25 protein-coding genes are annotated in these 25,064 nt (G+C 49.5%); 17 read left to right on the top strand and 8 right to left on the bottom strand.

Annotated features, from left to right (window positions below):
- Positions 1-12 precede the first annotated feature (12 nt).
- The 7 genes from AC0B60_RS01880 to AC0B60_RS01850 all read left to right on the top strand — a co-directional run bounded on the left by AC0B60_RS01880 (position 13) and on the right by AC0B60_RS01850 (position 9,533).
- The gene (locus AC0B60_RS01880) at positions 13-822 is read left to right on the top strand and encodes a PhzF family phenazine biosynthesis protein (RefSeq protein WP_465083538.1); all 810 of its coding nucleotides are present in this window, start codon (positions 13-15) and stop codon (positions 820-822) included.
- Positions 823-893: 71 nt separating this feature from the next.
- Complete coding sequence (locus AC0B60_RS01875) at positions 894-1,922, top strand: BaiN/RdsA family NAD(P)/FAD-dependent oxidoreductase (protein ID WP_465083537.1); 1,029 nt, start codon at positions 894-896, stop codon at positions 1,920-1,922.
- A gap of 208 nt (positions 1,923-2,130) precedes the next feature.
- Positions 2,131-4,188 carry a hypothetical protein gene (locus AC0B60_RS01870; protein ID WP_445473828.1) on the top strand — a complete coding sequence of 686 codons (2,058 nt, stop codon included), beginning with the start codon at positions 2,131-2,133 and terminating at the stop codon, positions 4,186-4,188.
- A complete protein-coding gene (locus tag AC0B60_RS01865; RefSeq protein WP_445473829.1) occupies positions 4,185-6,302 on the top strand; it encodes a hypothetical protein in 2,118 nt (705 codons plus the stop codon). The genes AC0B60_RS01870 and AC0B60_RS01865 overlap by 4 nt, the downstream gene beginning before the upstream one ends.
- An 8-nt stretch (positions 6,303-6,310) precedes the next feature.
- A complete protein-coding gene (locus tag AC0B60_RS01860; RefSeq protein WP_445473830.1) occupies positions 6,311-6,793 on the top strand; it encodes a hypothetical protein in 483 nt (160 codons plus the stop codon).
- Between the two features lie 181 nt (positions 6,794-6,974).
- The gene (locus tag AC0B60_RS01855) at positions 6,975-8,276 is read left to right on the top strand and encodes a hypothetical protein (protein ID WP_445473831.1); all 1,302 of its coding nucleotides are present in this window, start codon (positions 6,975-6,977) and stop codon (positions 8,274-8,276) included.
- A 75-nt stretch (positions 8,277-8,351) separates the two neighbouring features.
- The gene (locus AC0B60_RS01850) at positions 8,352-9,533 is read left to right on the top strand and encodes a BaiN/RdsA family NAD(P)/FAD-dependent oxidoreductase (protein ID WP_445473832.1); all 1,182 of its coding nucleotides are present in this window, start codon (positions 8,352-8,354) and stop codon (positions 9,531-9,533) included.
- Positions 9,534-9,597: 64 nt separating this feature from the next.
- On the opposite strand, the gene AC0B60_RS01845 is transcribed toward AC0B60_RS01850, so the two are convergent.
- A complete protein-coding gene (locus tag AC0B60_RS01845) occupies positions 9,598-9,807 on the bottom strand; it encodes a helix-turn-helix domain-containing protein (protein ID WP_445473833.1) in 210 nt (69 codons plus the stop codon).
- A 116-nt stretch (positions 9,808-9,923) separates the two neighbouring features.
- Here AC0B60_RS01845 and AC0B60_RS01840 point away from each other — a divergent pair, with 116 nt between their 5' ends.
- From AC0B60_RS01840 to AC0B60_RS01820, 5 genes are all read left to right on the top strand, one after another.
- A complete protein-coding gene (locus tag AC0B60_RS01840; protein WP_445473834.1) occupies positions 9,924-10,475 on the top strand; it encodes a hypothetical protein in 552 nt (183 codons plus the stop codon).
- Complete coding sequence (locus AC0B60_RS01835; RefSeq protein ID WP_445473835.1) at positions 10,472-11,872, top strand: DEAD/DEAH box helicase; 1,401 nt, start codon at positions 10,472-10,474, stop codon at positions 11,870-11,872. The genes AC0B60_RS01840 and AC0B60_RS01835 overlap by 4 nt, the downstream gene beginning before the upstream one ends.
- 145 nt (positions 11,873-12,017) lie before the next feature.
- Positions 12,018-12,620 carry a 3'-5' exonuclease gene (locus AC0B60_RS01830; protein ID WP_445473836.1) on the top strand — a complete coding sequence of 201 codons (603 nt, stop codon included), beginning with the start codon at positions 12,018-12,020 and terminating at the stop codon, positions 12,618-12,620.
- An 89-nt stretch (positions 12,621-12,709) separates the two neighbouring features.
- Complete coding sequence (locus AC0B60_RS01825; RefSeq protein ID WP_445473837.1) at positions 12,710-13,342, top strand: metallophosphatase domain-containing protein; 633 nt, start codon at positions 12,710-12,712, stop codon at positions 13,340-13,342.
- A gap of 18 nt (positions 13,343-13,360) precedes the next feature.
- Entirely contained in the window at positions 13,361-13,528 is a 168-nt protein-coding gene (locus tag AC0B60_RS01820; RefSeq protein ID WP_465083536.1) for a hypothetical protein, read from the top strand.
- Here AC0B60_RS01820 and AC0B60_RS01815 read toward each other — a convergent pair.
- From AC0B60_RS01815 to AC0B60_RS01805, 3 genes are all read right to left on the bottom strand, one after another.
- Positions 13,525-13,662, bottom strand: coding sequence for a hypothetical protein (locus AC0B60_RS01815; protein WP_445473838.1), 138 nt, complete (start codon positions 13,660-13,662; stop codon positions 13,525-13,527). The genes AC0B60_RS01820 and AC0B60_RS01815 overlap by 4 nt on opposite strands.
- A 189-nt stretch (positions 13,663-13,851) precedes the next feature.
- Positions 13,852-14,262, bottom strand: coding sequence for a hypothetical protein (locus AC0B60_RS01810; RefSeq protein ID WP_445473840.1), 411 nt, complete (start codon positions 14,260-14,262; stop codon positions 13,852-13,854).
- Complete coding sequence (locus AC0B60_RS01805) at positions 14,262-14,504, bottom strand: AbrB/MazE/SpoVT family DNA-binding domain-containing protein (protein ID WP_445473841.1); 243 nt, start codon at positions 14,502-14,504, stop codon at positions 14,262-14,264. The genes AC0B60_RS01810 and AC0B60_RS01805 overlap by 1 nt, the downstream gene beginning before the upstream one ends.
- A gap of 80 nt (positions 14,505-14,584) precedes the next feature.
- On the opposite strand from AC0B60_RS01805, the gene AC0B60_RS01800 reads away from it, so the two are divergent.
- On the top strand, positions 14,585-14,908 hold the full coding sequence (locus tag AC0B60_RS01800; protein ID WP_445473842.1) for a HipA N-terminal domain-containing protein: 324 nt from the start codon (positions 14,585-14,587) through the stop codon (positions 14,906-14,908).
- Between the two features lie 102 nt (positions 14,909-15,010).
- On the opposite strand, the gene AC0B60_RS01795 is transcribed toward AC0B60_RS01800, so the two are convergent.
- On the bottom strand, positions 15,011-15,358 hold the full coding sequence (locus AC0B60_RS01795; protein ID WP_465083931.1) for an HNH endonuclease family protein: 348 nt from the start codon (positions 15,356-15,358) through the stop codon (positions 15,011-15,013).
- A 722-nt stretch (positions 15,359-16,080) separates the two neighbouring features.
- Here AC0B60_RS01795 and AC0B60_RS01790 point away from each other — a divergent pair.
- Positions 16,081-18,018: a tetratricopeptide repeat protein gene (locus AC0B60_RS01790; RefSeq protein ID WP_445473843.1), complete on the top strand. Its 1,938-nt coding sequence runs from the start codon at positions 16,081-16,083 to the stop codon at positions 18,016-18,018.
- A gap of 25 nt (positions 18,019-18,043) precedes the next feature.
- On the opposite strand, the gene AC0B60_RS01785 is transcribed toward AC0B60_RS01790, so the two are convergent.
- Both AC0B60_RS01785 and AC0B60_RS01780 read right to left on the bottom strand, forming a co-directional pair.
- A complete protein-coding gene (locus AC0B60_RS01785) occupies positions 18,044-21,520 on the bottom strand; it encodes a class I SAM-dependent DNA methyltransferase (protein ID WP_445473844.1) in 3,477 nt (1,158 codons plus the stop codon).
- Positions 21,521-21,558: 38 nt separating this feature from the next.
- Complete coding sequence (locus AC0B60_RS01780) at positions 21,559-22,119, bottom strand: recombinase family protein (RefSeq protein WP_445473845.1); 561 nt, start codon at positions 22,117-22,119, stop codon at positions 21,559-21,561.
- A gap of 367 nt (positions 22,120-22,486) precedes the next feature.
- Between AC0B60_RS01780 and AC0B60_RS01775 the strand changes: the two genes are divergently transcribed.
- On the top strand, positions 22,487-22,642 hold the full coding sequence (locus AC0B60_RS01775; protein WP_445474034.1) for a DUF4437 domain-containing protein: 156 nt from the start codon (positions 22,487-22,489) through the stop codon (positions 22,640-22,642).
- A gap of 73 nt (positions 22,643-22,715) precedes the next feature.
- On the opposite strand, the gene AC0B60_RS01770 is transcribed toward AC0B60_RS01775, so the two are convergent.
- On the bottom strand, positions 22,716-23,591 hold the full coding sequence (locus AC0B60_RS01770; RefSeq protein ID WP_445481294.1) for a LysR family transcriptional regulator: 876 nt from the start codon (positions 23,589-23,591) through the stop codon (positions 22,716-22,718).
- A 103-nt stretch (positions 23,592-23,694) separates the two neighbouring features.
- Between AC0B60_RS01770 and AC0B60_RS01765 the strand changes: the two genes are divergently transcribed.
- Positions 23,695-24,426 (top strand): SDR family NAD(P)-dependent oxidoreductase, encoded by a 732-nt coding sequence (locus AC0B60_RS01765; RefSeq protein ID WP_445474025.1) that lies wholly within the window; start codon positions 23,695-23,697, stop codon positions 24,424-24,426.
- Between the two features lie 26 nt (positions 24,427-24,452).
- Positions 24,453-25,037 carry a 2-hydroxychromene-2-carboxylate isomerase gene (locus AC0B60_RS01760; protein ID WP_445474026.1) on the top strand — a complete coding sequence of 195 codons (585 nt, stop codon included), beginning with the start codon at positions 24,453-24,455 and terminating at the stop codon, positions 25,035-25,037.
- The last annotated feature ends 27 nt before the right edge of the window (positions 25,038-25,064 follow it).

Below are 25,064 nucleotides of genomic sequence, written 5' to 3'. Positions count from 1 at the left end.
AAAGGAAAGGGTATGAGAACACTACCGATTTACCAGGTCGACGCTTTCTCCAACGACGTTTTTGGCGGCAACCCCGCGGCTGTCATGCCGCTTGAAGAATGGCTGCCAGACGACACCATGCAGAAACTGGCGCTGGAAAATAACCTCTCGGAAACGGCCTTTCTGGTTGCCCTTCCCGACGATACAGAAGAAGACTTCCACATTCGCTGGTTTACCCCCGGCATCGAAGTACCACTCTGCGGCCACGCCACCCTTGCCAGCGCCTGGGTTCTCTTCAACAAACTGGGCTGGGACAAGAAACAGATACGCTTCCAGTCCAAAAGTGGCCCCTTGGGCGTAAAGCAAACCGACGACGACTGGCTGGAACTGGATTTCCCGAACCTGGCGTTCGAAGAACGCCCAAAGCCCAGCCTGATTCTGGATGCCTTGGATGGCGTCCCGGAGACGTCGTTTTTTGTCCCCAGCGACACCAACTACATGGTCATCCTAGAAGATGAAGCCGCAGTAAAAGCTGCACAACCGGACATCCGAAAACTGAAGCAGCTCGGCAGCCTTGGGGTCATTCTTTCGGCACCGGGTAGCGACTGCGACTTTGTCAGCCGCTACTTTGCCCCCGGCGGCGGCATCGACGAAGACCCGGTTACCGGCTCCATCCACAGCGTTCTGGTGCCCTACTGGGCTGAGAAACTCGGAAAAAACAACCTTTTGGCAAATCAGGTCTCCGCCAGAGGCGGCACTCTGCGGTGTGAACTTAAGGGCGACCGCGTCGCCATTGCGGGCCAGGCGGCGTTTTATATGGAAGGAAACGTAGAGCTGCCCTAACGTCTTCGCAAAAATGTATACTGCGCCCAACTAATATACACGGGGCGGACAGCAAAGATGTTTGGCAAGGCATGACGACCCAAAACTACGACGTCATCATAATAGGCGCCGGCGCCGCGGGCCTCATGTGTGGGGCCGCAGCAGGCTACCGTGGCCGCAAAGTCCTGGTGATCGACCACGCCAACAAGCCCGGCAAGAAAATTCTCATGTCTGGCGGTGGCCGCTGCAACTTCACCAACCTCAACAGCACGCCGGCCAACTTTCTCTCGGACAACCCCCACTACTGCATTTCCGCCCTCAAACGCTACACCCCACAGCACTTCCTTGACCTGGTGGAGCGTCACGGCATCGAACATGAGGAGAAAGCCGCCGGCCAGCTCTTCTGCAAGGACAGCAGCAAGGAAATCCTCAACATGCTGCTCACCGAATGCGAATGGGCGGGCGCAGAAGTGCGGCTTAAAACCAGCGTTAAAACAATCAGCGGTGCCAATCATGGCTATCAACTACAAACCAACAGCGGCACCCTGACCTGCGAATCCCTAGTCATCGCCTGCGGTGGGTTGTCCATCCCCACGATGGGGGCCACCGGCTTTGGTTACGACATCGCACGACAGTTTGGGCTTTCCGTGCTTCCAACCCGCGCAGGGCTGGTTCCGTTCACACTGCACCCGGAATTGAAGGAACAACTGGCGCCCCTGTCCGGTGTCAGCTGCCCCGTGGACGTACACTGTAACAACGACCATTTCCGCGAGCCGATGCTGGTCACTCATCGCGGCCTTAGTGGCCCGGCCATGCTGCAGATATCCAGTTTCTGGCACCCCGGCGACAACCTGAGCATCAACATGCTGCCTGGCGCCAGCGTAGAACAGGACCTACACAACCAACGGAAAACACGCCCACAATCCACGATCGCTCAGTACCTCACACAACACTTGCCCAAACGCTTTGCACAGGCCCTGAACGACCTCCATGGCTGGGCCGGCCCACTGCAAGGCTACAAAAACAGCGACATTGAGCAGGTAGCCCGAGCCCTGGATCAATGGGCCATCAAACCCGCTGGCACAGAAGGCTATCGTACGGCCTTTTTCCGAACGCATTAAATTGTCAAAAAAAGCCCAACCCGCCCATTTTTCGCCTACACTGCAATGACCTACATGATCTGACAGCTACAATTTTTGAGAGACATTTTTTGACAAATTTTTGGTAGAGATCTCACCTGAGCTAAGGCCGGATCATGCAGATGCTGTTCTTGAAATGCGGGCGCCATTGATTTAAACGAGAACGACAGTTAACGGAAGTAGAGATATAGTGAAAGTCACCCTAAAAAATGGCGAGCATCAGTTAAGAATACAATCCGAAGCTGGGGCTTATAGCTACATCAATATCCACTATCTGTCTCATGTCAAAGGCTGGGAAACTTTCGCACAGCATGCAGTTAATTACTGCACGGGGAAGAAACCAATCACAATAAAGAGCTGGTGGAGTCGCTTAAATAGCGTGTTGCGACCTACTATTACTGACTCTGAGATGAAAGCTTTTCCGAGGCAAGCCGACGATTGGTCGACGCTAATCAAAAATCTATACCTGACGACATTGATCACGCCTGAAATTAAATCAAGCATTACTACACGGGTGGCTATTTGGAATAAAAATCTTCTCCCATTTTTGGTGTACCTGCAAGACCGAGACCAGATACCCATTTCAGTTCTCATTCCCTCAATGAAGCAGGTCAATCAAGTCCAAAGAAAATCCAGCTTCAATGTAAGCATAATTGGCGAAAAATCGGCATACAAAGTTAATAATAAAGACCAACTTGATAAACTAATTTGCCCGGTGAGTTTGAGTAGGACTGACTCTGTATATTTAGACGAGCTTTATTACGATCTTGAACGAAAAAGAAATAGATTGCATCGAGCGTTAACAGATTATTGGAAGACCCTAAAAGCATTTTTTCAAACTGGCCAGAAATTATTAAGCGAAATTGATCCAGCTATCCTTGAGCGACGGGTCAAAGCAAAAGATCTCTATGACATATATCCTCGCGGAAATGGCATCCCCCCTATTAGACGGCAATTTTCATCTGGACATGACAGGAAATCTTTTGCCGCCTATCTATCATTGAGCAAAAAATATAAAGGATTCGTTAAGCTTTCATCCAAAATTGAAGACTGCGGACTGGCAAGCAGAGCCGTTATGTGGGAAAACAAATCATTATGGATTAGTCAATTCCCACCGAGCCATATTGAAAAAGATAAAACCGGCTATACAGGAAAACTGAATTGGATGTTAGGGCTTCTGGGAAACATGGATGTTTCCTTTATCGTCGCACTTTTAATGATGGAGAATCCCAAGTTTACTTTTTTGTCCTTGCTTAACTGCAAGGTTGAGGACAAAGATGGCAAATCACGTCTCGAAATTGGGGAAACCTCCATTTCCTTTACGATTGAAAAGAGTCGCGCCAAAGCTCTCAAGAAAGAAGGGTTGTCAGATTTAAGTCTGGAGATTATCTCAACGCTTTTAGAAATGCGCACGGCCAACCTCGCGAATCTCCCCACCAATTTATCTAAGTACCTATTCGTGATCCTCGCCATGAATTCAAAGGATAAGATTTTTACCTGTGCGCAAAATTCGAGAGTAACAGCCTATTTGACCGGGAGAGAGGACGGCTCACTCTTCATCGGAACTTTGTTTCCGTCCCTTGCTGATGCGGGGATTTACCGAAATCAGCTTACCCACTCGAAACTACGAGCTTCAGAAGGCGTTCTAGAGTATTTTCGAACTGGATCAATCAGAGCCGTTTCTCGAAAATTAGGCAACGGAACAAGAGTAGCGCTTGAGCACTATCTTCCAAAACCTCTCATAGCAGCATATAACACAAGGCAGGTGAGACGGTTTCAGAACCTGATGCTTGTTTCCGCATGTGCAAATGAGGATTATCTACTCGATGCGGTAGATTTTAGCAATTTGAATGAATTACATAGCTTTATTCTCGAAATGCTTGCCCTTGACTCCAAAGGTAACAATCCTCTTATTAGCTATCTTAACGATAAAATCGACGCAACACAAAGACCTCAAGGCGATCTGATTGTAAATATTTCAGAGAAGTCTCTGTCATTTTTGTATGCTTATAAAATTATTGCCGAGAACAAAAATATAAGCGCATCTGCTCTCGCACAGAAGGATTCTAAAACTGGTTTGGCACCTATCGCTTTCATTACATTAGCAAAGCACTTAAACACTACACTCTCTCAACATAATGAAAACTCCGTCAGAGAAACCAATTTTTCTGCAAAAGACAAAGCATTATTGATGACCGAAAAATTGGAGTGGGATCGACTTATCATGCGACGAGCAAGTATTTCATGAGAAAACTCAGCGTCCAGTTAAACTGGAGCCAAGCGGACGTAGTAAGCATTCAAAAGTACCTCGCTGGCTATGACTCTGGAATCACCATCTATTCCGGTGATTTTATCGCGGATTGGCTGCTATCTGGAATTCATGAAAGTAAATGGATCATTAAAACAGTAAAAACTGTCAAAAGGGCCGACGGTAGCTATAAGTACGTGCGAACCATAAATTGGAACAGACGGCTTCCGGATGGAACATTTCTCGATTCACCTCAAAATCGTGATTTTCTTGACTTCCTCCAGAAAGCAATTTTCGTGATAGTAGAATCAACCTCTATCGCTCCAAACATCTCCGTGAGCTCACTACCAGGTCTAGTTAATAACCTTCTATCTTTTGCTCAATGGTGCTTTCGTAAAGATATTAATCTATGCCCACGATCAGAGTTTCTTAGAAAGCTCACTCAAGAACGACTTTTTCGCTACGTAAGAGAGAAAATTCACGGCGGAATCATGGAGTTGTTCGACGTTGCAGAGATTTTTAAAGCTCGTTTTTTTGAGATGTCCGGTACAGCTTTAATCAGCGACGATATTTACCATTTAACATCCTCTGATATTACCGAAGCAATCAGAGTCTTTAAGTCAAAAGGATTTTACCGAAAAACAAAATTCGGTGATTCCGTCATCGATCGCATGCAATTCGTCGAGGCATTCGAGCTCCCACAACAAATTACGCATAGCGATAAATTCAGTGCGTTTTTGAGACAATTTGAGCCAGATCTACTAAGGAAAAGCCAAGACGTTCTTGTGCCTGTGACGCTTGAGTATGAGTTTCCTGGACATACGACCCCGCTTATTTCTGAAGTTATAGCTAACAAGGAAAACATAAAGCAGTTCTTGGGTTACTTTAAAATTTTTCTATCTACAAAGAAGTTGTTCCACCGTGAATTGCCCGATTCAGAGCAGTTTAGGTTTGAAGAGATCCACACATACATACAGAACAACCAATTGCAGATTAAACACACACCTTGGATTCCGCTGCCCGTTTGTCTGCAGATAATCAACTCCTCGGTTGATTGGGTGCTTAACAAAGGGGAGGCGATTATCAGTGCCATGGTAGACGCTTTCGACACTTTGCACAACGAGGGTTTATTAGTCATTGAAAAACCATTTACTCAGCTCTACAAGAAACGAGAAATTGTTGTTGAAAACGTACTTCAACGACATCGTAAGATAATAGAGATCGGTTCGTTTGATTATAACGTTCGTGATGTAAAATCATTCAGATCAAAACCTCCATTAACTTATCTCATTGATATTTTGCAGGGTGCTTGTTTCATTATAATAGCTTCAATGAAACCGATCAGAGTAAACGAACTGTCCTCATTAAAATACGATTGTTTATATTTCAAGGATAACGATGGCTTTTGGCTCATACAGGATATTGAAAAGTCGGGTATACGCGGAATCCTTCCAGAAGATGCGAAACCAATTCCGCGTGTTGCAGCTAGGGCCATCGTACTACTTCAAGAAATGAACAAACACGCGCGAAAACATGTCCCTTCAAAAAAAGAAGAACAATACCTGCTGTATGGAATCAATTACGGATTTGATTGGGCATCTGCTTCGATTGCCGATCATGAATTCATAAGGTCAAGGCTTTCCTATTTCTGTGACCATATCGAAGTCCCACTCGATGAATACGGAAGACGATGGTACGTCAATACACATGAATTACGAAAATCGTTTCTTTTGAACTTTTTTTGGACATTTAAATTTTCTTCCTTAGATAGCGCTCGGTGGATGGCAGGTCACACCAATCCAGATCACATTTTCGAGTATATTCAGGATAACTTTGAAGGCCAGGAAATGGTTGAGGTTGAATCTGAATATGCGTATCAGCAATTGAGGCTTTTCAAGGACGGCAATAATCTCTCTGACATCAGCAACATCGAAGATGTTTATGACGAAGTCTGCAATCAGTTCAAGGTTAACTCTATTTCCGAGATTAAAGAAGACGAACTTAAACAATGGCTTGAAATTCAAATTGAGTCGGGTCATTTCGAAGTGACTGTTTTTGGTATTGAGAATGTCGATGAAGGATTAAAGGTCGACATTGCTATCAAGATTTCGTAGGCGGTGAGATGTCTGATATAAGAAAAGAATCCATTAAAGTGCTCTATCATTCAATGATTGAAGCATTGAAAAATCCTGACGCATATTCTTGGATAACATCTAAGTGCGGGAGCCAGGCTGCGATTGCTTCTGTTGAGCGAAAATCAGTAGGCATCCATGCAATGACTCTTAATACGTTCAAGAAGTATTCAGATACCGCACTCGACGGAGGTTTCGAACAACTCGATAAAATAAGGGTCGCAATCAAAAAGAAAAGCAAAAATTCGAGAAACAAAAATTCGAATAAAACTAAACGTAAGGCTCTATTTTATAAAGAAAAACTCGACGAAGCCGAAAGATTTCGAGCGATCCTCATCCGAGCATACACCGACTTGAATAGGATCTGTCTCGATGCAGTCAAAAATAGCCCTGAATACCAATACGATTTGGACAGGCACAACGAACTGTATCGGGAGTATTTTTCTTTGACGCTCGTTGCCGACAATGACTAGTCAACTTTATCGCCTTATCAAGAATGTTCGACTTCCGACAATAGACAGATTCGATAGTGAAACCGGTGAGATCATTTCGAATGATCGTGTACGGTATTGCTATTACTCATTTGTTTGGCCTAATGGCTCGCCTTGCTTAATCGCAGAAATGTATTTATGCGATAGAAGCAGGACTGTGACGGTGAACCAAAAGGATGGTGGGACACTTGGGAATTACGCGCGAAATCTTTCCCACCTAGTTCGATTTTGCTATGCGAGAAAGGTGGATTTCGCTGATTTGAAACACAGCCATATCGATGAGTTGATCTATGAACTCTGTCAAGAAACTGATATCTACAACGAGCGCGTCAGGAACAACAACACGGTTAAAGCCATTGTGGCAACCGCCATTAATTTTCTGGTTTGGGTTCAGCAAAACATTGCCACTGAGCGACTGATTGCGGGAGTGGATGATGCTGATAAAAGGTATCAGATAAAGCTAAAGCAAGAGGTTTATGCGCATAGAACTGGTCGGCAGATCATTCACAACGTTTTCCCGATGAACATACCAAGAGCGACAACGACGAACGCAACCCCTATTTCAACAATAAACATCAGAAAATTGTGGGATACCCTTGAGGCTTCACGAAGCGATACGAATGTGAGTAGAAAACTGCGAGGTCTTTTCTCTAAAAAGCAGCAGGCGGACCATCTTGAATACATGCATAGACGGCGTGAGTTGCAACTGGTGTTGCTTGAAGCAACGGGGCTCCGACCTCAAGAATTAATCACTATACCCTGTTCTAACAATGCGGCTAGCCTGAGAAAATCGCAACTGATTCTCCCCACACTCAAAGGCCGGATCGACTCCAAAAATAATATGAGAACGATTCCGATCCCACGCAGCCTAGCGATGAAGATTGAAATATTCATTAATTCTTACAGAAGAAAATTAATTGAACGCCTTCTAACTTCAGGAATTATCCAATCAGAGAAGGATGTGGACAATGTAATCTATCTTAATTCTGAAAGTGGTAAAGAAGTACTTCCAGATGCCGCGTATCAGGAATTTCGGAGGCTTACGGTAAGAGCTGGCATCAAGCAAAAGAACTGTCAGAAGATGTTTAGACATCGTTTTATCACCAATATGGTAAAGCTCCACTTTATTAGCTTCATGGATAAGAATCCATTAAAGACCCGCCACATCATTACCGACAGTGATTACCGAACAATACTCAAAAAAGTCGCGAGTTTTACAGGCCACAAAAGTGTTGACTCATTGTGGCATTACATCGATTTGGCTTGGGAAGAGCTTGATGCCTTCGCACACTCCTATGAGGTGAAAGAGCTTCAGGACAGATTGAAGAGCATCTTCTACCTAACCAACGAGTTGAAAGGCGATGTCCAGAATGTTTCTGGAAAGCAGATTAGCAACGTAACCATCGAGAAGTTAAATGCCAAGCTCAATCAGATCGAAGATCTTGTCGCGAACTTCCGAACTTAGGCTACGAGCCCTAACGAACCATTGGCTCATTACACCGACTACCCTACACTAGCGGGATTTTCCTCAGGAGATGCTATGTCCAGCACTTATGATGTAATCATTATAGGAGCAGGTGCCGCCGGGCTAATGTGTGCTTCAACAGCGGGATATCGCGGCAGAAGCGTATTGGTACTTGATCATGCCAATAAACCTGGTAAGAAAATCCTCATGTCCGGGGGCGGTCGATGCAATTTTACCAACCTAAACAGCACCCCGGCGAATTTCCTGTCTGACAATCCCCATTTCTGCATTTCGGCGCTCAAGCGTTACACGCCCCAAGACTTTTTAGAATTGGTAGACCGCCACCGCATTGAGCATGAGGAAAAAGCGGCAGGCCAGCTTTTCTGTAAAGGCAGCAGCAAGGAGATCCTCAATCTGCTACTCACTGAGTGCGAGTGGGCTGGCGCAGAAGTGCGACTTAAAACAAGCGTGAATAAAATCAGCGGTGTCGATCACGGCTATCAGCTACAAACCAGCAGCGGCACCCTTACCTGCGAATCGCTGGTCATCGCCTGCGGTGGGCTGTCTATCCCCACCATGGGCGCCACGGGCTTCGGATACGATGTTGCACGGCAGTTTGGGCTTTCCGTGCTTCCAACCCGCGCAGGACTTGTACCCTTTACCCTGTATCCAGAACTAAAGGAGCAACTGGCGCCACTCTCCGGCGTGAGCTGCCCTGTGGACGTGCACTGTAACAACGAAAATTTCCGCGAACCGATGCTGGTCACTCACCGTGGTCTAAGCGGCCCCGCCATGCTGCAGATATCGAGCTTCTGGCATCCCGGAGATACAATACGGATCAACCTTCTTCCGAGCGTATCAGTTCGTGATAGGCTGCACGAACATCGCAAAACAAAACCACAGAGCCATATCCGCCATTTTCTCGAAGATTTCTTGCCGAAAAGGTTTGCAAAAGCTTTCTGCGAACTCCAACAGTGGAACAAACCATTCCAGTATTGCCGCAATGAAGACTTAGAGGCGATAGCTGACGTCCTAAGTCATTGGGAAGTGCGACCCGCAGGAACGGAAGGATACAAAACAGCCGAAGTTACCTTGGGCGGAGTGGACACTCGTGACCTGTCATCAAAAACGATGTCAGCAAACAATCAGCCAGGGCTTTTTTTCATTGGCGAAGTGCTGGATGTGACTGGTCATCTGGGCGGTCATAATTTCCAATGGGCTTGGGCTTCTGGAGTAGCCGCTGGACAACATGCCTGAATGGTTTTTGGCATTTGACATTCAATCGAACAGAGCGGAAGAACAGACGACCTGGAGTCAACGGCTAAGTGAGCAGATCCTTAGGTGAGCACTGTAGATGATCTGCTAGCAGGTAGATTTTTTCGATAGTGATATTCACTTCTCCTCTCTCAATCTTCCCCACATAACTTCGATCAATTCCCGTTTCATGAGCGAGTCGTTCCTGAGAAAACCCTTTCGATTTTCGAATCGCACGCAAATTCCGGCCAAACGCCTCACAAATCGGTGAGCCCATTTCTTGCCCTCACAAAAGACAAGACTATGGTTTCTTGAGGCATGGTAGACCACGGCATATACTACCCATTTTTCGGGGGTCGACCAGATCGACCTAGAGACCAATCGGACCGCCTTATGAAAAAATCGCAACCACTGAGCGTCGACAAGATCCTGATCGAACTCCTGAGACAGCAGCCAGATACTCCTTTTTCCAATACCAGCATTCGGGATATGTATCTTCGTCAAATACCCGAAGTTCAGCGGCCAAGCCGCAACCAAGTTCGCAAGCACATATACAGAGAACTTCTACGCCTTGAAAAGGCAAAAGTTATCGATCGCTACGAGGGATCGACTGGTCGCGGATGCAAGTTTATCTACCGTTCAAACAACCAAGACATTTCCCTGGAATCCAAGCCTTCTCCATTTAGGGCTGCATATGGGCACGTTGAATCGTCGATGGATAGTGATACACAGCGGGCGTTGCAGGAGGAGCTTTCTAAAAGAAAGGTCGAACTGATTGCCAGTATTGGTGAAGCGGAGGAATACCAGCGCCTATATCACAAGTACCCGGCACTTCGGAGCGCCGTGAAGGCGCAGTACCTGGAGTCTCGGGAGAGAAGCACAAAGCTACTAGGTCAACTTCGTGCTGTAGAGTCGGTCATCACAAAAATTGGGTTTCCCGCATGATCCAATTGCGCGTTTGGCAGCGCGAGTGCGTCGATCAAGCTCTTCAAGCTTTTGAGTACCAAACCCACTTTCTATGCCACGCAACACCTGCGGCGGGCAAAACCGTCATGGTAGCGTCGGTGGCTAAGGCCCTTCTGGAACGCAATAAAATTGATTTCGTCCTATGCTTCTCCCCGTCACGGACAGTGTCGCAAAGCGTCGCCTCGACATTTAGCCAAATCCTTGGGCGAAGCTTCAATGGCCAAATTGGCGCCGCGGGTGGTTCTTACACCTATCAGTCGATGAACACGCTTCCCAGAGAGCTATGGCAAGTACTGGGTGAGCACAGAGTCTTCGTGGTTTTGGACGAGATTCATCACTGCTCCGGTAGCAGTTGGGACGAACTCACAATTGGCAACAGTTGGGGGCGAACAATTCTCGATAGGATTCAAGGAAAGGCCTCCCTCACAATGGCGCTATCAGGAACACCTTGGAGGAGTGACGACAACCCAATCGTACTTTCTCGCTACACGCAGCCTGACGGAGAGCTCCATTGCGATTACGAATACGGTTTAGAGCGGGCGGTTATCGACGGCGTTTGCCGAGCCCCAAAAATCGTGCTCACTGATAATCGGGAAATCAGCCTGAGGTCATCGGAACTCGGCCTCAAAACCTACTCCAGCATCCGGGAAACAATCAGTCAGGGTCATATTACATATCCTGACTTTCTGTTTCGGGACGAAGTGATCGACCACACACTCTCGGAAGCATCCAAAAAATTATTAGAGATCCGGAAGCAGGCTCCATCCGCTGCTGGCCTCGTCGTAGCTGCGACAGCGGCACATGCAAAGCAGATTGCAGTTCGGCTTGCGGCGCTCGGAGAAAGGCCTGTTGTTGTCACTTACAATACGCCCGGAGCCCATCAAATTATTTCAAACTTCAAAACATCATCTGATCGATGGATCATTTCTGTGGGGATGATCAGTGAAGGAACTGACATCCCGAGATTGCAGGTGTGCTGTCACCTCAGCAGGATTCGAACAGAGCTCCATTTTCGGCAAGTTCTCGGCAGAATACTCCGGCGTCAAACAGGGGAGCCCTCTGACATTGGTGGCTGGCTTTACGTCCTTGCTGAACCCAGTTTGACAGAGTTCGCACGCAGAATTGGTGAGGACCTACCAGGGCATCATGTGGTTTCATTTTCACCAAAATCATCAAAGCAAAGCACGGACGAAACTAAAAGGTCTGAAGTGCTGCAGAAAGAGGATTACACAACGGAGTGGGAACTCGATATCGATAATACGGGCACATGGGATGCTGCACCGGAACATAACGGCGCTAGGAAAACTATTGATCTATGTGTGAGCAATCAATACTGGAGTGAAGTTTTGTCCCTATTCGGGGAGAGGGTATTGTAGCTTGGTCGGAAATTTTCATATGACAGGGTATCTGAAGGGGCCATATAGGCTCTATTCAACTTAGGTGGTTCATTGGTTTCGAGTGCCGCCCCAACATTGCTGGAACTTCTGCAAAGGACTAACACCCAAAAACGTAAGGCGACAGATGGGTTCTCTGAATAATCACTCACCGCTTCTCGTCGTTGATTTAGAGGCGACCTGCTGGGAAAGTCGAAAGGCCCCCTCCAGTGAGCCACAAAGCATTCATAACATGGAGATCATCGAGTTTGGTTGTGCGCTGGCCACTCGTGACGGAACGCTATTGGACAGCAAGTCTTTTCTGGTGCGACCCATGCGCCATCCCCATCTGAGCGGTTTCTGCACAGAACTGACTGGCATTAGTCAGACAATGGTGGATACAGCACCCGAATATGCGGACGTGTGTCAGGAGATCAACACTTGGTTGGGCAGCCGGACCGAGGAGTTCATCTGGTGTAGCTGGGGTAATTACGACCGACTTCACATTCAGGCGGAGAGTGAACAATACGGATCGCCACCGGGTTTTCTGAACTACCCTCACCTGAACCTCAAACGGATTTGGCGTAGGACAACGGGTCAGAAGAAAATGAACGGGCTGGCCCACGCCCTGGCATTTCACGAGCTCGAATTCCAGGGGCAACATCACCGGGGTGTGGATGATGCACGCAACATCGTCCGGCTATTGCCTTTCATGGACTGGTCACTCGAAACCGAGCTGACGAACCGGTAGCTGAGTGATTGGATGTGCTGAATCGGTTAAGTACGCTGGATCAAGAGCTGGGGCTTGGATACGACTGAGCCGACATTCTAGGAAGACTAATGAGACTTGTATGCATTTCTGACACTCACAGTTTGCACCGCCGAATACCGCAGGTGCCAGATGGCGATGTTTTGATTCATGCCGGAGATTGTCTTGGAGCCGGCACACTGGATAACGTGGAAGATCTGAACGATTGGCTTGGCACTTTGCCACACAGGCACAAAATTGTGATTGCCGGCAACCATGACTGGGCGTTTCAAGTAACGCCTGATCTCGCTGTCGAAGCGCTGACAAATGCCATCTATCTTGAGGACAGCGGAGTCATTGTTGAAGGCGTTCGGTTTTGGGGCTCACCCTGGACACCCGCATTCATGGACTGGGCGTTTATGCTGGATCGCGGCCAGTCACTTTATAAAAAGTGGCAGCAAATCCCCGACAACACCGATGTACTGATAACCCATGGGCCACCAAAGGGTATCGGGGACCAGGTGAACCTCGGCTTCAAATGCCAAAACGTGGGATGTGTTGATCTTTTGCATCGGCTTAACCAGCTTAAGCTTAAAGCACACATCTTCGGTCATATCCACGAAGGCTACGGTGAGCACCGTCACGGCGAGGCGCCGTTAATCAATGCCAGCACCTGCACCGAACGATATGCGCCCACCAACCCACCGATCGTTCTCGACCTTTGACAAAACTGAAGACGAGAAGTGATTGCAGAAGAACTGATCAAACGGCTTAAAAGCCTACCACCGGAGACGCCGGTGCTGGTAGAGGGTTACGAAACGGGGTTTGACGAAATAGTGAATTTGAGGGCCCTGGAGGTGTTTAGGCTGGACCAGCCAGCGGAGTGGGAAGTGAATACGATAGACGACTAGAAGCGCCCTGCGCCGACAGTGGTATCCATGATGGCCTTGAGGGATTGCTCGCTTACGTCAATCCCGATGAACGGTTCACCGATGAAGAATCGCGCGACAGCGCCATTTATGATGAAGGCTCCTCCTGCGATCACGCTAACACCGTGTCTGCCGTCGTTCTTGTCGGACGTCGTGGGCACTTGCGATAGGGCGAGCGCAATGAAGAAAAGAAAAACCTATAGTCTCGTAGAGCTTGTAGCTCAGTGTGATCCGGATGCCCCGGTTACAGAGGAGCTGAAGCTTTGGGAGCAGGCTCCTTTCATTGGCCTGGAGCAAACGGTCTTTTAGGGGCAGGTAGATATCCGAGAGATAATTCTGGTGTTTACTGAAAAGCTGAGTGGCCAAAACGAGGTACTCCAGTCCCTAACACGATCGAAGTCCACCACATCATCGATGTCGGATGGCTGCACGTTCGGTACCATTTGATTTTTCTGTTCAATGTGATGGTACAGTGATTCGAAAACAGCGCGTTCATAGCTGGCGCAACCGCTCAAGTTGGTTTGTAGTCCGGACTGGACCATAAACTTCGATACATCCACAATCTCGCGCTCTCCGAAAAAGCATGAGGTATCCGGATAATTCCGGCTGGCGACTGACCAAGCATCCGGTGCCCCGATGCCATGCCAGAATGGCTTAAACCGGCTGAGCTGAGGAATACAGAGTGCCGTAAGACCGGTGATGTAGAAGGTAGACATTATTTCCTATCTTTCGGAGGCTGGCCCCGATCTTCCATGAAGTCGTCGTGTACGCCCTCACTAAAATCAAAGTATTCTTCCCATACGGGATCAGTTGGCCGCTCATAGCGCTTCACTGATCCTTTGAGTCGTTCTAGAGGGGTGAGCTCCTCGGGAAGCGATTTAGCCAGCTCGTCGGCGTGCGCCGTTTGAGGGTCGAGATCGTGGAGTAGTTCCTGCTCAGTCATGCGCTTAATCGTCATTGCCAAACCCCATATACTATGATTCCTAGCATTATATTCCTCTTACAAATTTCCACTACAAACATCAAAAGGTGCAATCAATGAGCCGCTTCAGCACCAAGGCGACCGTATTTATGCATGGCAGGCTTGCAGGGCATATGGAACGTATTGGACGCCGCGTTCGGTTTCAGTACGACGCTCAATACCTAAAATTCGGTAGTGCCCTCAGCATGAGCTTACCTCTTCGTTCTGAGCCTTATGAGACAGAGGGGTTGCCTCCCTATTTCAGCGGTCTTTGCTCTGAGGGCTGGTTGAAGCGAGTACAGGCGTATGAGCAGCGCATTGACCCCGAAGACAGTTTCACTTTGCTAATCAATAACGGTAAAGATTTGGCAGGAGCTGTGACGATCGAGCCGTCTGCGTAAACCCTATGCTGCCCGATCTAAATTTTTTATCGAAATTTTAGAGACTTACTGGCTTAGTACCAATTAGTAACGCGGATTACTAATTGGTACTAAGTGTCCGATTTATGACCGGCATTCATCTATAAATGCGCCGATCCAAGTAGCCTCTTTGGGGCGCGCTTTAAGTTTGTATATCTTGGTCAATCGATGAAAGCGAGCCACGTAGCTACAGGCCCCACTCGGTGGTAACCATTCATTCGGTCCTCTCGCACCTTTACTACGGTTCAAAGAGGCCTCAACGGGCCATAGATTGCGTTCGTCGTTTGCAAACCTCTCTCGACGCGCATCGGACCAGTTGCTTGCGCCCCTCTCCCAAGCCCAGGCGAGCGGCACCACGTGATCAATGTCGATTTCGCTGCTGTTCTGTATCAAGTTTCCGGTAAAAGGGCTGATCCAGCGACCGGTTACCACGCGGCAACTCTTGTCGGTTGCGAAACGCACTGGCGTACTGGAACTTGCAATCAATGCCTCAGCGCGGCTGTTCTGGCAGTCGCCATCGGCATCGTCCCAGCCGTGTCCGAAGGCCGATCGTCTGTACGAATCGGCCCGATGTTTGTTCAGTTTGGGCGCGTTATTAGAGGCCAACTGCTTGGGTAGGCGACCGCCACTGGCCAGGCATGTCTCCAGTGAGTCAAAGCCGTGGAAATTTTCGGTGCGATCGTAATATGAGCTTTCAGGTGGATGACAAATGCCCGAAGACGTCTTTTTTATTGTCTCAGCTGCAACGGGTGCAAACCCAATGACGAGTATGAGCGCCAGTAATGAGGACGGGAGATACCGCAACTACTTCTCCTTAAATACAACAAGCGTAATTTGGCGGCCATCGTATCGGGCGCGGCCTCGCTTGTCTCGCTTTACGAGATATCCCAATCGTTTGCAGTGATATCGGCTTTCGCCGGGGGCCCAAGTCGCAGATACTAGTTGGGAGTCAATTGATCAGTAGGATCGGGGCTCAACGCCGGCAAGGATGCCAGGCAAACGCGACACCTGCCCAGTGGTGTGACGCGCCAGGGAGAGGCTTGGCTCCTGTACCCAGAGACGTTTCACCATAACCTCAGATTATGCGCATTATGTTTTTATGTTCAGTATCCTAAAACTATCAATAGCGCCCGAGTCCTGATAGGAAGATTCGTATGTCAATTAATGACCTTCCCAAACGTGGCTCCTCCCATAGTACGGAGGAAGCGGCAGAGGCAGTTTTCTTCTCAGCTATAGGGGCTTGTGGCTTGTTTATAAACCAAGGCTCTGACCGGCGGGATTATGGATCTGACATACAAATTGAAGCCTTACGCGGAGATAGCGTCACAAACGTTCGGATCCATGTGCAGTTAAAGGGGACAAATCAACCAGCAAACCAGGACGGCTCGGTTAGCGTTTCAGTTCAGAGGACGAACCTCAATTACCTTCTCGCCCACCCCGCGTCGATCTATGTGTGTTATCACCTTCCAACTGATCGGCTCCTCGCCTGCTACGCTGAAGAAATTCACCGCCAGTACAGCCATCGAGAAGATGAATGGGAGCAACAGGAATCCATCACTGTTAATCTGCAGTCGCCATTCAATGAGGCGTTCCAGCATCGCTTGAGTAAACGGGCGATAGCTGCAAACAATTCATCCAGGGATAGGCGCCTTGCTTGGACGGTGACGCCACCTAAACAAATTGGCAGTTTGCTTAGAAAGGCCCCAGCCATTCATGTTCCGCCCAACCCTGAGATAGCCCAAGAGATCCTTGTTGAGCTATACAACGATGGCCAGGATGCTGCAATTAGTGCCGCATTTGAGCAATTTGAAGCAGTGTTAGATCCCTCCTCCCCTGCTATTGATTTCGCCTACATGGCAGAAATAAATCTAGGTATTAATGGCCACCCTATTGACGAAAGTCGTGTCAGGGCAGGTATTGAAGCACTGGAACGGTCAATGAAGGCAGGCAAGGTGTATCCTGGATCAATGCTTTATTGTATCGGGAACGCTTGGTTAGCGTTGCAGGAGTATGAGAAAGCGAAGACGACGTATCGTTCTGCCCTTTGTGAGCTGGAACAAACTGATCTCATAAAAATAGCGGCTCAGTGTTATAAGAATTTGGGTTCGGTGATGGAGCGCCTGGGCGATAACGAAAAGGCTCGAAAATGCTACGTTCAAGCTCTTGAAATCGACCCCGGGCTGAGTGAGGCACATTTTGCTCTCGCTCTTTGGTACCGCGGTGAAGGCAACAATCTAGAAAGGGCTTTGGATCACCTCGATAAAATCCTGCCTAGAGGTAATTCAGAGCTGAAAATGACTGCTGTTCAAGGTTGGAGAATCAACCTATTGTTCAGATTAGGAGCGGTCTCGGACGCCTTCAGGGATATAAGAGCCTTGCTGGGAGAGGCCGATAGCTGTAACTGGATATGGCCATGGTGTGCGAGGGAGGTGTTTGAGTTTGGCCGAAAATCAGTTGAAGCAACTCGGCATGCTCTCCAGTTTTGGCAGGCCTACTTAGAAAAGTACCCGACACACCATGTCGCTCAATCTGAAGAACTGATGTGTCATTGGAAGCTCAAGTCGGCCGGTGAACCCACCGGGATAGATTTTGGGGCTTTCAAGAACAAGGTTCGTGAAGTACTAAGTTACGACGATTCGAATGAGGCATTTCTTTGGGATCGTATCGGGCATTGGGCTCAATACGATGGCGATTGGGTGCAAGCAGAAAAGGCGTACCGGAAAGCGTTTCTGATGGATCCGGTGCTGTATGGCTATTGTTTCGGAACAGCTCTGAACCACCTAGGGCGGTATACCGAAGCTTTACCCATTTTGATCGATCAAGCAGAGAGGCATCTGCCTGATGCGATGAGCTGGTTTCAGGTTGCGATAGCGTACGAACACACTAGCGATGCAGAGCGCAGCATCGCAGCTTATCTTCATGCTATCGAGCAGGATGAAAATTACGATCTGGCTTGGTTTAATTTGGGCGGGGTTTGTTGGAACTCTGATCAGCGAGTGCGAGCCCTGTCTATATGGCGGGAAGCGATTACAAGGTTCCCCGACCATTGGCTGGCAGACAAGCTTCGCCAAGACTTCTCAGAATTTTTCTAAGAAGTCTTGGGTTTAAAGCATTCAATTAGATGAGGTGCCAGGTACCTTTTAGCTCTTCATACTCTGCAACACCGACAGCCACCAGAGATTGCAGCCCCTCTTCAACCGATTTCATCGGCTTCCGTTTGAATAGCTCAGCCAGGCTTTCGGTAGTGTACGAGCGTTCGGCCAACGTCTCTCGGAGCACTCTAAGCTGATCGGGAATGGCTTTCGGGAATGTTGCTTTGCCTTTGCTGGTAACCGCTTCCAATTTAGTAGCGGCGGCCTTCGGCGCTATCTCTACTTCAGCCTGCACAGCATTAGGTGCCTGGTACTCCGGACGCAGCCAGCGAATGATGCCCCGTGATTCTTCCTCGGCACGCTGCTTGTTGAGATCAACCAGCCGCATCAACAGCTCTTCCTCAGCTTCCGTCTGATCAGCGGATTTCTCTGGAAGTGGTGTTGTGGCACCGGGGCGCCCCACCAATTTTTCGGCGAGATCTAACCAACCGTAAGCTTCGAAGACGGCGTGGTCCAGACCATCGTGAAGTTCGCGCAGGATTGAAATCAGGCCTTGTTGGTGGATGTTTTTTTCTTTGTCGGTGAGCTCTTCGCCGGCCCTAAGTTTCTCCAACACGTTGTACATGTTGGTGAGGGTTAAAGAAGGGTGCTCAACCTGTTGTCGCTTGCGGTGTCGATCTATATCAGCTGCCAGTTTTGCGATTTCTTTGCTGCTGGCGCTTGTCCATATAGGGAATGGGAATTTTCCGAAACAGTCTAGATGGTTGTAGGTGCTGTCATTACCTACCCCCAGCCAACCACCTGCCCTGCCTGAGAAAAGGGTATGAAGGCGAGAGGATAGGATTCCAAGCATCCAAGGGCTATCAATTGCTATAACAACAATTTTGCTTTCTGCAACCACGGAGCTAGGTTGAAACTGAAATATCCTGTGTTTAGACGTACGGGTTGTCGCAATAAACTGATCGACTCCGGCTACAGCACTCCTCAACTCAGAACCGGACCGCCGGAATAGCCACCATTTTGAGGAAGTCCGGCTTTCTCGATTCACTTGCCTCTCAGGCTTTACTGCATCAAGCAGCCACTGATACAAAAATGGTGCGGCAGCACGCGCCTGAGTCTCGTTCAGACCATTAAAATCGATAACATATCGAGTTGGCGGCCCTATTGTTAGGTCACGGCCATTCATATACGGCTTCAGGTAACTCTTTAGTTCGGGGTGCTGGGTTAGGATGTCTTCCGCTCGCTCTCGGTCCATAAGGAACCCTTGACTGCCCAGTTCGAGCCCTTTGATGGCAAGTCCTTCGTTTGCGCGCAGTGATTTTGCACTCGATACATCTGCTCCAATGGTTAAATCAGAAAACACCTTCCCATCATGTTGGCTAAACTGCACCTCTCGGGCTTCACGGTTTTCACTAGAGGTCTCCTTGACGACCTGACGCATTTGGCCCACTTGGTCGCCAGCCACGCCCACTGTCATGGCAATACGCACGGCGGCGCCGTCGTTAACGTCTACCCAAGGGTGGTCAGGTACTGCGAAGGCCAAAGAAAGCGGCCGCTTGGCATCGTTTAGGTGGGGTGCTAGGACACGGCGGTTGAAGGTCTGGCGCAAGCTATTAGTAGTTATGAAGCCGAAGCGCTGGGCGTTCCCGTGTCGCACCTTTTCAGCTGCGGTGTGCCACCAGTACATAACGAAGTCCGCAGAGTCAGGCACCACTCCCGCGAATACTTGGCGCACGGCATCAACGTAACCATCCCCCAATGCACGCCGCATCGTGGATGCTCCGATAAATGGCGGGTTGCCTATGATATAGTCCGCCTCCGGCCATTCCGTCCTTCGAGGACTGTGATACCGGTAAACCGTTGCCCTTCCTGCTTCATCTGGGATGAGCTCACCGGTCGTGGGGCTGACCTTCATGCTGATACCATCCCAGATGGTCGCCGGTTCCCCGTTGTCATCTAGCTCTGGCTCTCGGCTGTCGTATTCGATCAGAGCATCCCGACACTCGATGTTTTTGAAGTCCCGCAAGATGGGCTCAGGTAGGTCCAGTCGGTCGTTTAGCCGGTAGTGCCACTGAAGGTAGCCAATCCAAAGAACGAGCTCGGCTATTTGGGCAGCCCGAGGGTTAATTTCCAAGCCTAGGAATTGGTGCGGATCAACGGTAAGGCCTTCACTTTCCAGAACACCCTGACCCTGGGTTAACTCGGACATGAAGCCCAGGACTTCCCCTTCCAGGCGCTTCATGTGCTCAAGGGCCACGTAAAGAAAGTTAGCGCTACCACAAGCGGGATCGAGTACTCGGGTCTGGCAAAGCTGATAATGGAAGGCTTGGACTTCCTGGAGAGCTTTGTCGGTTTTGCCTTGCCGTAGCAGGGTTTCCGCCGCACCCCGGATGTCGCCCCACTGCTCACGAAGTGGTTCGATCAGGGTTGGCATGACCAAGCGTTCAACGTAGGCCCTGGGCGTGTAATGGGCACCCAGCTTGTGGCGCTCCCTAGGATCAAGGGCTCGCTCCAGAAGCGTCCCGAAGATGGCAGGTTCAACGAAACGCCAGTCGGCTTTGGCCGCATCAATGAGCAGTTGGATCTGCTGGACATTCAGGGGGATCGGATCGATGCCTTTGAACAGTCCGCCGTTGAAGCGCTTGATGGTCTGCATCAGACGCTCACTGTAGCCACCAGCATTCATGGTTTCCCAAAGCGCCTTCACGGCGTGCGGAAAGGCCTCAGGGTTCCGGTCTTTAATATCGATCAAAAGGTTTTGGAAAGATGCCTTTGGCAGTAGCTCTACGTCTTCGGCAAACATCGTAAACAAGCAGCGCTTTAGGAAGCTGGCTACCCGCCCGACATCGTATCCACTGTGCTCCAGAGACTTTGCCAATTCAGCCAGCTTGGTGCTGACCTCCCGGGTCACCCTGGCAGCATGCTTGCTCGGATCGAGTTGATCCGGTTCCAGCCATAGCTGACGAAGACGGTGCTGAACATCGGGTTTATGCAGGTCGTCCAGTCGGATTTCATAATGTCTGGGATCTGGGAACGGAACATAGTTACCGCCAGTTCGTGAAAACTCGGAGTAGGTGTAGATAGCGTTGCCTACATCGACGATCACGATGAATGGCGGGCGGCCATGTTCTACTTCTTCCTGGGGCAGTCCTCGAATGTATCGCTCAGCCTGCGCTACAGCGGCATTAACAGCGTTCTGTTGGCTTCGAGATGCCAGCTCCTTGCCAGTTTGCTTGCCTTCCAATACGAAGCAGTCCCGACGATACAGGTCGATGTACCGGTTGTCGGTATTGCCATCGACTCGGGCCGACGCGATGAACCGCTCAAATACATAGGAGTTCTGACTGGTGTCGCCTTCACCCGGGTCTGGGTGAGGAAGGTCCAGCAGCGTACAGAGGTCTCGCATGAACGATTGGAAGTTGGCTCGCTCACTACCTGTGTTGCCTTTCCAGCGTTTGAGGAATTCATCGACGGCAGAGGGATCTGCAATGAAGGCTTCCAAGCTAACTACTCCTTAGCACAGTATCGTTTTTATTGATCTTACCGGTTTTGTAGCCGTTTAAGCGAAGCATTCAGGGTACCCCTGGCTACACCAAAGTGCTCAGCTACTTCTGTTTTGGTGATTTTCGGGTCTAACAGCATTGCGGCGGCTTTCCTGGTATCAGCATCGGACATTGCTGGTTTCCGACCACCCTTACGCCCCCTAGCCCTGGCAGCCTGTAGTCCAGCAATTGTTCGCTCCCGGATCAGGTCGCGCTCAAACTCAGCCAGAGCCCCGAAAATATGGAACACCAGGCGACCACCTGAACTGGTGGTGTCGATGGATTCCGTCAGGGACTTAAAACCGATGCCACGATCCTGGAGGTCCTGAACAATCTCCACGAGATCCTTCAAAGATCGAGCTAGGCGATCCAGTTTCCACACGACCAAGACATCGCCCGACCGGAGCATACGGAGGCACTGCGACAACTCGGGTCGCTCACGTAAGGTTCCGGTAAATTTTTCCTGGAAGACCTGTTCGGCCCCAGCTTTTTTCAAAGCATCCACCTGGAGTTCTGGATTTTGATCTTGGGTGCTGACGCGTGCATAACCTATGATCATAAAAGGTACCTTTTCTGTTCATAGATTGTTGTACGTGATTTTTGGACGCGAAACAAGCCGAAACCGGGTAATTTTGAGGGGTGAGCCGGAGCATCCAACAAACGACCGTTTTCTGATAAAAACATAGCTCGGCAAAGGTGTGACCTAGGATCAGGATGTGGGAGCGCCCGAACGGCGCCAGTGAGAACGAAGCGCTGGTCATCCAAGCCGGCTTTTAAACAAAAGCGGACATTAGTCAGCGCTTTCTAAAGATCCGCTCTTCCATTGGGAAAGGGGCCTTTTCATGAAGAGATTGGCTTTGCATTAAACGGCCGGGGTAAGTACAGACTCTTTTTAGGAATGTCAGCAGCAACGAGGTACAACCCACATCAATTACAACTCACGTGGTTCGAGTGACACCAAAACCCTTGCCGCCGGAAGCTATCTGGAATCCACCGGCCAGTTTACCCACGGATTCAGGAATGATAGCGATGAAGAGACGACGATCTATATCCGCTCGAATAGCAATTACGAAGTGAGATAAGGTTTTGACCCGCAGTATGCGATGGGTAAGCCAACCGTTGAGGTTGGCTTTCTCATAAATTTAAAGTAAGCAGCTATTCTGGCCACCTGACTGTCGAAGCGAAAGCAATAAATTGGTCAATTTCGGTCTGGTTTTCGTTTTCGCCCCATTCAAACCCAATGGAACGTGTTGAAGTCAGCTCGGATATTGGTCGCTTAACGAGATTCGGTGATTCGTAATGTTCGGGAACGATAGCGACGCCAACGCCCTGTTCCACGAGGGAAAGTGCACGATCATCCTGATCGGTCACATAGGCTACGTTCAATTGTATGCCCTCTGTTCTCATGAGCTCCCGCAATATCTGGCGATATTCGCAATGTGAGCGCGACACAAAAGGTTCGTTCCGAAGATCCGCAAGGTTTAGTGACGGCGCCTCACTCAGGTGGTGACTGGCTGACATGGCTAACCTGTACGACTCGGAAAACAGGCGTTTCGAGTAGCTGAAACGGCGGCCGGGCTCGGTGCGCTCCGGGAGGACGGTGAGCGACAGATCAATACGGCCTGATTCCGCCAGTCGCTCTATTTCGTTAGTTGAGGCATCAAACACCTGGAGCTTTAGCCTAGCATTCTCTCTGCGGTACGGTTCTATCAGGCGAGCGATGTTGGTAATAGACAGTGTATTTACAACGCCTAGGCGCAGCATTCGTTGTTGGTCGTGGTTTTTCAGTTCGTCCCGGGCCCTGTTGCACTCGTCGACAATCTGCGTGGCCCGTTTAAACAGAGTTCGACCGGCGGGTGTTAACACCACATTGCGTTTGTTCCGCGTAAAAAGCCGGACTCCTAGCTCCCCTTCCAGTTTCGCAATGGAGGCAGACAATGCCGGTTGGGAAACGAATGCTCTCTTCGCGCCACGAGTAAAGCTCTCCGACTCAGCGGCTGCCAGAAAAAGGCGCAGTTGTTGCAGCTCCATACCATAACCTTCAGTTGTCGTTAGCATCAGAATAATCGATTTTATCTATGCTAAGCGCTGAATTAGGCTATTACCAGTGTTTCCAGCCTTTATGGAGAGTGCGATGCAGATGAAAGATAGGCCGATTGCTTTGGTGGTGGGGGCCGGAGATCACCTGGGAGGAGCCATTGCTCGTCGCTTTGCGCGGGAAGGCTTTCATCTCGTGGTTACTCGGCGCCGGGGGGATTTGCAGACTCTCAGCTCTGAAATTGATGCCCTTGGTTCGAGTGCAACGGCGATTCATTCGGACGCGCGGGACGAGGTGCAGGTCAGTGAGTTGGTTAACCGGGTGGAATCTGAACTGGGTCCGATACGGGTCGCGGTTTTCAATGTTGGTGGAAACGTTCAGTTTGACATCTGTGACACAACCACACGGATCTATCGAAAGGTCTGGGAGATGTGTGCACTTGCAGGTTTTTTGGTAGGACGTGAGGTCGCAAGAAAGATGTTGGCCCGTAAGGAGGGGACTATTCTCTTTACCGGAGCATCGGCAAGTCTGAGGGGGGGGCGTGGGTTCGCCGCCTTTTCCGGTGGCAAACATGCCCTGAGGGCGCTGGCGCAAAGCATGGCCCGGGAGTTGGGACCTCAGGGCATCCACGTCGGGCATGTGGTTGTTGACGGGCTCCTACGCAATGAGGCAACCGCTGAATTTTTGCCCGACCTGTATGCCAGCAAGGGGGACGACGGAATCATTGAGCCTGACGATCTCGCTGAGGTTTATTGGCAACTTCATAACCAGCCCCGTTCGGCCTGGACATTCGAACAGGATGTGAGGCCTTTTTCGGAGTCCTGGTGAACCTATGCTCACGAAAGGTATTTGATATGAAGAAGAGTATCGACTTCTATTACGATTTCATCAGTCCAGCATCTTACTTTGCATTTATGCGGTTGTTGCAGCTGACTGAAGACAGAGAGGTGGATATCAACTACAAGCCGATGCTGCTTGGAGGTGTATTCAAAGCGACGGGCAATACTTCCCCAGTCACGATCCCGGCAAAATGGGATTGGATCAAGGCCGATTTCCAGCGCCACGCCGATTACTATGAGATTCCATTCCAAATGAATCCGCACTTTATTTTCAGCACGGTTAACCCCATGCGTGGTGCCCTCTGGGCACTGTCCGCTGGCAGGATTGAAGAGTATAACCATGCCATGTTCTCCGCTGCTTGGGCCGAGGGCAAAGACCTTTCCTCCCAAGAGGTGCTGGCCGAAACTCTGAGCAAGGCAGGATTTGATGCGGATGAAGTGATGCAGGCGATGGCCCTGCCCGCGATCAAAACGGGGTTAATCGAATCGACGGATGAAGCAGCACGGCGAGGGGTGTTCGGAGCACCAACATTTTTCGTCGGTGAAGAATTATTCTTTGGACAGGACCGAATGGACTGGGTCAGAAGAGCGCTTGTCTGATTTCCACAACTCTACCTTCGATCGCAA

Source organism: Marinobacter sp. V34 (assembly GCF_055524115.1).
This window is presented reverse-complemented; position numbering and strand designations above follow the sequence as displayed.

Coding starts and splice junctions, on each gene's coding strand:
- AC0B60_RS01880 (WP_465083538.1), top strand. CDS start 13: ATGAGAACACTACCGATTTACCAGGTCGACGCTTTCTCCAACGACGTT.
- AC0B60_RS01875 (WP_465083537.1), top strand. CDS start 894: ATGACGACCCAAAACTACGACGTCATCATAATAGGCGCCGGCGCCGCG.
- AC0B60_RS01865 (WP_445473829.1), top strand. CDS start 4,185: ATGAGAAAACTCAGCGTCCAGTTAAACTGGAGCCAAGCGGACGTAGTA.
- AC0B60_RS01860 (WP_445473830.1), top strand. CDS start 6,311: ATGTCTGATATAAGAAAAGAATCCATTAAAGTGCTCTATCATTCAATG.
- AC0B60_RS01850 (WP_445473832.1), top strand. CDS start 8,352: ATGTCCAGCACTTATGATGTAATCATTATAGGAGCAGGTGCCGCCGGG.
- AC0B60_RS01845 (WP_445473833.1), bottom strand. CDS start 9,807: ATGGGCTCACCGATTTGTGAGGCGTTTGGCCGGAATTTGCGTGCGATT.
- AC0B60_RS01840 (WP_445473834.1), top strand. CDS start 9,924: ATGAAAAAATCGCAACCACTGAGCGTCGACAAGATCCTGATCGAACTC.
- AC0B60_RS01835 (WP_445473835.1), top strand. CDS start 10,472: ATGATCCAATTGCGCGTTTGGCAGCGCGAGTGCGTCGATCAAGCTCTT.
- AC0B60_RS01830 (WP_445473836.1), top strand. CDS start 12,018: ATGGGTTCTCTGAATAATCACTCACCGCTTCTCGTCGTTGATTTAGAG.
- AC0B60_RS01825 (WP_445473837.1), top strand. CDS start 12,710: ATGAGACTTGTATGCATTTCTGACACTCACAGTTTGCACCGCCGAATA.
- AC0B60_RS01810 (WP_445473840.1), bottom strand. CDS start 14,262: ATGTCTACCTTCTACATCACCGGTCTTACGGCACTCTGTATTCCTCAG.
- AC0B60_RS01805 (WP_445473841.1), bottom strand. CDS start 14,504: ATGACGATTAAGCGCATGACTGAGCAGGAACTACTCCACGATCTCGAC.
- AC0B60_RS01800 (WP_445473842.1), top strand. CDS start 14,585: ATGAGCCGCTTCAGCACCAAGGCGACCGTATTTATGCATGGCAGGCTT.
- AC0B60_RS01790 (WP_445473843.1), top strand. CDS start 16,081: ATGTCAATTAATGACCTTCCCAAACGTGGCTCCTCCCATAGTACGGAG.
- AC0B60_RS01780 (WP_445473845.1), bottom strand. CDS start 22,119: ATGATCATAGGTTATGCACGCGTCAGCACCCAAGATCAAAATCCAGAA.
- AC0B60_RS01770 (WP_445481294.1), bottom strand. CDS start 23,591: ATGGAGCTGCAACAACTGCGCCTTTTTCTGGCAGCCGCTGAGTCGGAG.
- AC0B60_RS01765 (WP_445474025.1), top strand. CDS start 23,695: ATGCAGATGAAAGATAGGCCGATTGCTTTGGTGGTGGGGGCCGGAGAT.
- AC0B60_RS01760 (WP_445474026.1), top strand. CDS start 24,453: ATGAAGAAGAGTATCGACTTCTATTACGATTTCATCAGTCCAGCATCT.